6 protein-coding genes are annotated in these 6,168 nt (G+C 61.5%); 3 read left to right on the forward strand and 3 right to left on the reverse strand.

Features of this window, described 5'->3' with window-relative positions; all coding sequences use genetic code 11:
• Positions 1–181: 181 nt before the first annotated feature.
• The 3 genes from IBX59_RS14565 to ccmI are packed head-to-tail and all read right to left on the reverse strand — an operon-like array spanning position 182 to position 2,090.
• Positions 182–424 (reverse strand): DUF1289 domain-containing protein, encoded by a 243-nt coding sequence (locus tag IBX59_RS14565; RefSeq protein WP_296376854.1) that lies wholly within the window; start codon positions 422–424, stop codon positions 182–184.
• On the reverse strand, positions 421–897 hold the full coding sequence (gene ruvX, locus IBX59_RS14570; protein WP_296376856.1) for a Holliday junction resolvase RuvX: 477 nt from the start codon (positions 895–897) through the stop codon (positions 421–423). The genes IBX59_RS14565 and ruvX overlap by 4 nt, the downstream gene beginning before the upstream one ends.
• Entirely contained in the window at positions 894–2,090 is a 1,197-nt protein-coding gene (ccmI, locus tag IBX59_RS14575; RefSeq protein ID WP_296376858.1) for a c-type cytochrome biogenesis protein CcmI, read from the reverse strand. The genes ruvX and ccmI overlap by 4 nt, the downstream gene beginning before the upstream one ends.
• A 200-nt stretch (positions 2,091–2,290) precedes the next feature.
• Between ccmI and IBX59_RS14580 the strand changes: the two genes are divergently transcribed.
• The 3 genes from IBX59_RS14580 to IBX59_RS14590 all read left to right on the forward strand — a co-directional run.
• The gene (locus IBX59_RS14580; protein WP_296376860.1) at positions 2,291–3,535 is read left to right on the forward strand and encodes a sarcosine oxidase subunit beta family protein; all 1,245 of its coding nucleotides are present in this window, start codon (positions 2,291–2,293) and stop codon (positions 3,533–3,535) included.
• A gap of 34 nt (positions 3,536–3,569) precedes the next feature.
• Entirely contained in the window at positions 3,570–3,899 is a 330-nt protein-coding gene (locus IBX59_RS14585) for a sarcosine oxidase subunit delta (protein ID WP_296376862.1), read from the forward strand.
• On the forward strand, positions 3,896–6,168 hold a 2,273-nt coding region (locus tag IBX59_RS14590), incomplete at its 3' end, for a 2Fe-2S iron-sulfur cluster-binding protein (protein WP_296376864.1). The genes IBX59_RS14585 and IBX59_RS14590, both read left to right, overlap by 4 nt.

Raw genomic sequence — 6,168 nt, forward strand, 5'->3', positions numbered from 1 at the left:
CATGCGTTGTGCCTGTATCAAGTCTTGTTAACTATAATCTATCTGATTTTGTGCTTAGTGCTGCAACCAAATTGAAAAGGTTCAGGTACCAACGCTGTTATTCACACAGACACATCTAATGCCGGAAACAGATGTCTGCTTCGTCCCGCAATCCAGACTCTTGCAACCGTCTCTCAAACCCCTACTTCACCCGCCCCGCGCGTCCGCCACGGCGTTTGGTGATCTGCCCTGCACGTGCGGGCAGCTCTGCCATGACCGCCTTGCGCGCCTCGGGTGTCATCCGCGACCATGCGCCGATTTCGTCGATGCTGCGCAGGCAGCCGGTACACAGGCGCGATTTCGGTTCGATCACGCAGATCTTGATGCAGGGGCTTTCGATTTCGGCCCTTGCCCAGATGTGGTCGGTGTTTTCAGGTTTGGTCACGCGTGATTCCCCAAATGTCGCAGCCGGTCTAGCATACCTTGCAGGATATAGCTTGCCGCCACGTGGTCGATCACCTGCGCGCGACGTTTGCGTGACGTATCCGCCTCTAGCAACGCGCGTTCGGCGGCGACGGTGGACAGGCGTTCATCCCAAAAGGTGATCGGCAGTTCGGTCAGTTTTTCCAGGTTGCGGGCAAAGGCACGGGTCGCCTGACAGCGCGGCCCTTCGGACCCGTCCATGTTGCGCGGCAGGCCCAGCACCAACCCCCTGATCTGGCGGGCGTCGGTGATTTCCAGCAGGCGGGTGGCATCAAGGCCGAACTTTTTGCGCTTGATCGTCTCAAGCGGGGTGGCGACGGATCGCATGACGTCGGACACGGCAACCCCGATGGTCACGGTTCCCAGATCTAGCCCCGCAAGCGCGCCATGGGCGGGCAGGACGGCGGCAAAATCCTGCGGTGTGTCGCAGATCATTCCAGCGCGCCAGCCGATTGCGCGGCCTGCGTCAAAACCTGCATCGCGGCGGCGCTGGTGCCGAAAACCTCGCGCGCTTCGACCCAGACGGCACGGGCGGCATCGGTGTCGCCCATGACGCCATAGGCGGTGATCAGCCGCGCCCAATCGGATGCAGTGCCGCCTTCGTTGGCCAGACGGTCGGCAAGGCCGGCCACCATATTGCCGATCATCGCCTGACGTTCTTCGGGGGTCATGTCCTGCGCGTTATCGATATCGGCGGCTGATGGTCCGCGTAGCGTGGGCAGCGTATATTCGATACCCGCACGGAATGCGGCATCTTCGATCTGGTCGCGGGCCGCCGCCACATGAAAGACCTCTGGATCGCCATTTTCCGCAATCTCGCGCCAAAGCCGATATGCAATGTCGGGGCGGTCGGTTTGATTGTAAAGCGCGCCAAGGTAATAGCGGGCGGCGTAATTATCTGCATCACGGTCCAAAATCCTGCGGATGACCTGTTCTGCCTCGGGTGACACAAATCCCCCGGCGGCAGTGACCATCATGTCTAGCAGGCGGCGCATGTCCTCGATGTCGGTTGCGGCACCTTTCAGGTCGATCACCCGGGCCTGCGCACGGGCGGCAGCACCGTAGTTGCGCAATTCAGCTTCGTGATAGGCCAGCAGTTCCCATGCCTGCAAATCATCCGCCCGCGTCGGGGCAATCGTGCGTAATTGGGCGATGGCCGTCAGATAATCTTCGGGTGCATCGACGGGGGGCATGTCTGGGGCTGCGGCTTCCAGCGCTTCCTGGCCCGGACGCGCGGCGCGGATTTCATCGCTTGCGGCAAGGCGCGCCTTGATCGGCAGGTCGCCATAGCCGGGCACGCCCAGCGTTTTATAAACGCCAAAAGCGAAGCCCAACACGGCAATTACCACCACGATCGATACCGCACGCCTGGGGTGCGATGCGACCAAAGGGCGCTGTTTGGTCTTGTTGGCGGCCAGTAATCTGCGGGCCACTTCGGCGCGGGCGCGCTCTGCCTCATCAGGGGCCAGCACGCCGCGTTCGACATCACGGTCCAGTTCGTCCAACTGCCCGCGATAAAGTGCCACATCGGGGCTTTTGTCTGTGACAGGGGCAGGCCGGAGAAGCGGCATGACAACAATTGCCGCAACCGCCAACGCCAGAACAAGACAAATAAGCCAGAAAATCATCGCAAACCTCGGATATTTTATGCCCACGACATAATGCCGCCGGGACGAACTTGAAACCCCCTGCGGCAGGCTGCCGTTTTCATGCCGGTGCGTATGTCGTAAAATGCAAAGAACGTGACGCTGACAGTATCCTCTTGGCACTGCACAGGGTCCAGATAGGGTGCGAACGGGTCACAGACCAAACAGGGAATCGGGGACCGATGAAACGTTATTCAGCTTTTGCCATCGCCCGAGAGGCGTTACGCCAGCATACCGGCTGGGGCCGCGCATGGGCCGCGCGCACGCCGCGCCGCAAGTATGATGTGGTGATCGTCGGGGCCGGGGGGCACGGTTTGGCCACGGCCTATTATCTGGGCCGCAATTTCGGAATCACCAATGTGGCGATCCTTGAAAAGGGCTGGCTGGGCGGTGGCAACACCGGCCGGAACACAACGATCATCCGGTCCAATTACCTGCAGGACCCGTCTGCGGCGATTTATGAAAAATCGCGCAGCCTTTATGAAACCATGTCGCAAGACCTGAACTATAACGTCATGTTCAGCCCGCGCGGCGTGATCATGCTGGCGCAAACCCAAGCCGAGGTGCGCGGATATAAACGCACAGCCCACGCCAACGCGCTGCAAGGTGTTACAACCGAATGGATCGGCCCGGATCGCGTCAAGGAACTGTGCCCGATCATGAACATCGACGGGCCACGTTACCCCGTGTTGGGCGGGCTGTATCAGGCGCGCGGCGGCACCGCGCGGCACGATGCGGTCGCATGGGGCTATGCGCGGGCCTGTTCGGATATGGGCATGGACGTGATCCAACAATGCGAGGTGACCGGCGTGCGCCAGACTGGCGGCAAGGTTGTGGGCGTGACCACGACGAAGGGCGACATTGACTGCGACAAGCTGGGTTTGGTCGTGGCGGGGCATTCAGGTGTGCTGGCGCAGATGGCGGGGTTTCGTTTGCCGATTGAATCGGTGGCGCTTCAGGCGCTGGTGTCGGAACCGATCAAACCCTGCATGGATATCGTGGTGATGGCGAACACCGTGCATGGTTATATGTCGCAATCCGACAAGGGCGAAATGGTCATCGGCGGCGGCACGGATGGTTACAACAACTACACCCAGCGCGGATCGTTCCACCATATCGAGGAAACCGTGCGCGCGCTGGTCGAAACCTTTCCGATGATTTCGCGCCTGAAAATGCTGCGCCAATGGGGCGGCATCGTGGATGTGACCGGCGACCGGTCGCCGATCCTGTCGAAAACCCCGGTCGATGGCGTGTTCGTCAACTGCGGCTGGGGCACCGGCGGGTTCAAGGCGATCCCGGGGTCGGGCTGGGCCATGGCCGAACTGATGGCCAAGGGGCAGTCACCGCTGACCGACGAATTCAGCATGTTCCGGTTCCGCGAGGGCAAATTCATCGACGAAAGCGTTGCGGCGGGGGTGGCACATTGATGCAAGCGATTGATCTGATGACAAAGGTGTTCCCATGCTGACCCTACATTGCCCCTATTGCGGTGTTGCCGCCGATGAAACCGATCTGCACGCGGGCGGGCAGGCGCATTTGAAACGCGAAGGGCCGGATGCGTCGGATGATGCGTTCGAGGATTACCTGTTCATGCGCGAAAACCCCAAGGGGGTGCATTTCGAACGCTGGCGGCATGTCTACGGCTGCGGCAAATGGTTCTACGCCGCCCGCTGCACCGCCACACTAGAGGTGTTCGGCACCTATCCCGCGCAGACCACCGAACCACCACAAGACATCCGCGACAAGATTACCGCAAAACGCCCGGGCTGGGCGTGGGGGGCGTTTAAATGAGCACGCGACTGGCAAACAAGGGCCGCCTGATCGACCGGGGCACAGCCGTTTCCTTTACCTTCAACGGCAAGCATCTGCGCGGTTTTGCGGGCGATACGCTGGCCTCGGCCCTTTTGGCCAACGACCAGATGCTGGTGGGCCGGTCGTTCAAATACCACCGCCCGCGCGGGGTAGTGGCATCGGGCGCCGAAGAACCCAACGGGCTGGTCAACCTTGGCACCGGCGCGCGGTTCGAACCGAACCAGCGCATCACCACGACAGAACTGTTCGACGGGCTGACCGCGACCAGCCAGAACCACTGGCCCAGCCTTGAATTCGACGTCGGCGCGATCAATACGCAGTTGTCGCGGTTCCTGCCTGCGGGGTTTTATTACAAGATGTTCATGTATCCGCGGTCGTTCTGGAAACATGTCTATGAACCTATCATCCGCAAATCCGCCGGTCTGGGCCGCGCGCCCAAGGATCGTGACGGCGATACTTACGAGCATTTCCACGCGCATGTCGATGTATTGATCGTCGGTGGCGGGATTGCGGGGCTGGCCGCGGCACAGGCTGCGGGCGCGCGCGGTGCCCGTGTGCTGCTGGTCGAACAGACCGCCCATTGGGGTGGGCGCGCCGGTGTCGATGCGCCTGAAATCGCAGGGCAACCCGCGCAAAACTGGATTGATGCCACCGTGCAGGCCCTTGAAAACATGCCGAATGTTGATCTGCGCCTGCGCTGCATGGGGGCGGGGGTTTATGACCACGGTTCTGCGCTGGCCTATGAACGGCTGACCGATCATGCGCCGGGTGCGGACGGGCCGCGCCACCGCTTGTGGCGGATCAGGGCAAAACAGATCGTGACGGCGACAGGGGCGATTGAACGGCCACTGTCGTTTGCGGGCAATGATATTCCGGGCGTTTTGCTGGCGGCGGCGGTGCGCGATTATGTCGTGAACTGGGGCGTGTCGCTGGGCGACCGCACGGTCGTTGTCACCAACAACGACGATGCCTATCGCACCGCGATCACGCTGAAACAGGCCGGGCTGGACGTGCCGGTGATCGTCGATGCGCGGCCCGATGCCAAGGGCGCGCTGATTGATCAGGCGCGCGCCTTGGGCATCCGGGTTGAGCTGGGCAAGGGCATTTCAAAGGTCAAAGGCGGCAAGCGCGTGACCGGCGTGGCGCTGTGCGCGCAGGCTGGCGAAGGTGCCGTGCTGGAGGAAATCGCCTGCGATTGCGTTGCCATGTCGGGCGGTTGGTCGCCGGTGGTGCATCTGTGGTCGCACTGCGGCGGCAAGCTGCACTGGGACGCGGCCCAAGCGATGTTCCGCCCCGATGCGGACCGCGCGCCAACGGGCGCGGATGGCGCGCCTTTTGTCATCGCGGCGGGCACTGCCAACGGGCATCTGTTTACCGCTGACGCCATTGCCGATGGCTGGGCCGCCGGTCTGGCTGCGGCGGGTGATGGGGCTGGCGAGGGACAGGCCCCCAGCGCTTTGGACGCGCAAGAGGGCGCGATTTCGCCGGTCTGGTTGATGCCCCAAGGGGCCAGCTATGCGCTGCGGTCCAAGGCCTGGCTGGATTACCAGAACGACGTGAAAGTGTCAGATGTGCAACTGGCCGCGCAGGAAGGGTTCGAAAGCGTCGAACACGCCAAACGCTACACCACGCTGGGCATGGCGACAGATCAGGGCAAGTTGAGCAATATCAACGGTCTGGCGATCCTGTCGCAGTCGTTGAACGCCGATATCCCCAATGTTGGCACCACGACGTTCCGCCCGCCCTATACGCCGATTTCCATGGGTGCGATTGCCGGTGTGGCGCGCGATGAGTTGTTTCAGCCGATCCGCAAGACCCCGATGTCGGACTGGCACAATGCAAATGGCGCCGACAATGAACCGGTGGGCCAGTGGCGCCGGCCCTATGCCTATGTGCGCAGCGGCGAAACTGTCCACGATGCGGTCAATCGCGAGGTCAGGAATACCCGCGAAAAACTGGGGCTGCTGGATGCATCCACCCTTGGCAAGCTGATCGTCAAGGGGCCGGATGCGGGCAAATTTCTGGATATGATGTATACCAACATGATGTCTACTTTGCCGGTGGGCAAATGCCGCTATGGTCTGATGTGTTCGGAAAACGGGTTTTTGATGGATGACGGGGTTGTCGCCCGGATGGATGACAACACTTGGCTGTGCCACACGACCACCGGCGGGGCCGAACGGATTCACGCCCATATGGAAGACTGGCTGCAATGCGAATGGTGGGATTGGCAGGTTTACGTCGCCAA

The sequence above is a fragment of the Yoonia sp. genome, assembly GCF_014859355.1.
Lineage (GTDB): Bacteria > Pseudomonadota > Alphaproteobacteria > Rhodobacterales > Rhodobacteraceae > Yoonia.

What these genes read in the sequence shown, in the direction of transcription:
- ccmI (WP_296376858.1), bottom strand. Translation starts at nt 2,090, where the DNA reads ATGATTTTCTGGCTTATTTGTCTTGTTCTGGCGTTGGCGGTTGCGGCA.
- IBX59_RS14580 (WP_296376860.1), top strand. Translation starts at nt 2,291, where the DNA reads ATGAAACGTTATTCAGCTTTTGCCATCGCCCGAGAGGCGTTACGCCAG.
- ruvX (WP_296376856.1), bottom strand. Translation starts at nt 897, where the DNA reads ATGATCTGCGACACACCGCAGGATTTTGCCGCCGTCCTGCCCGCCCAT.
- IBX59_RS14585 (WP_296376862.1), top strand. Translation starts at nt 3,570, where the DNA reads ATGCTGACCCTACATTGCCCCTATTGCGGTGTTGCCGCCGATGAAACC.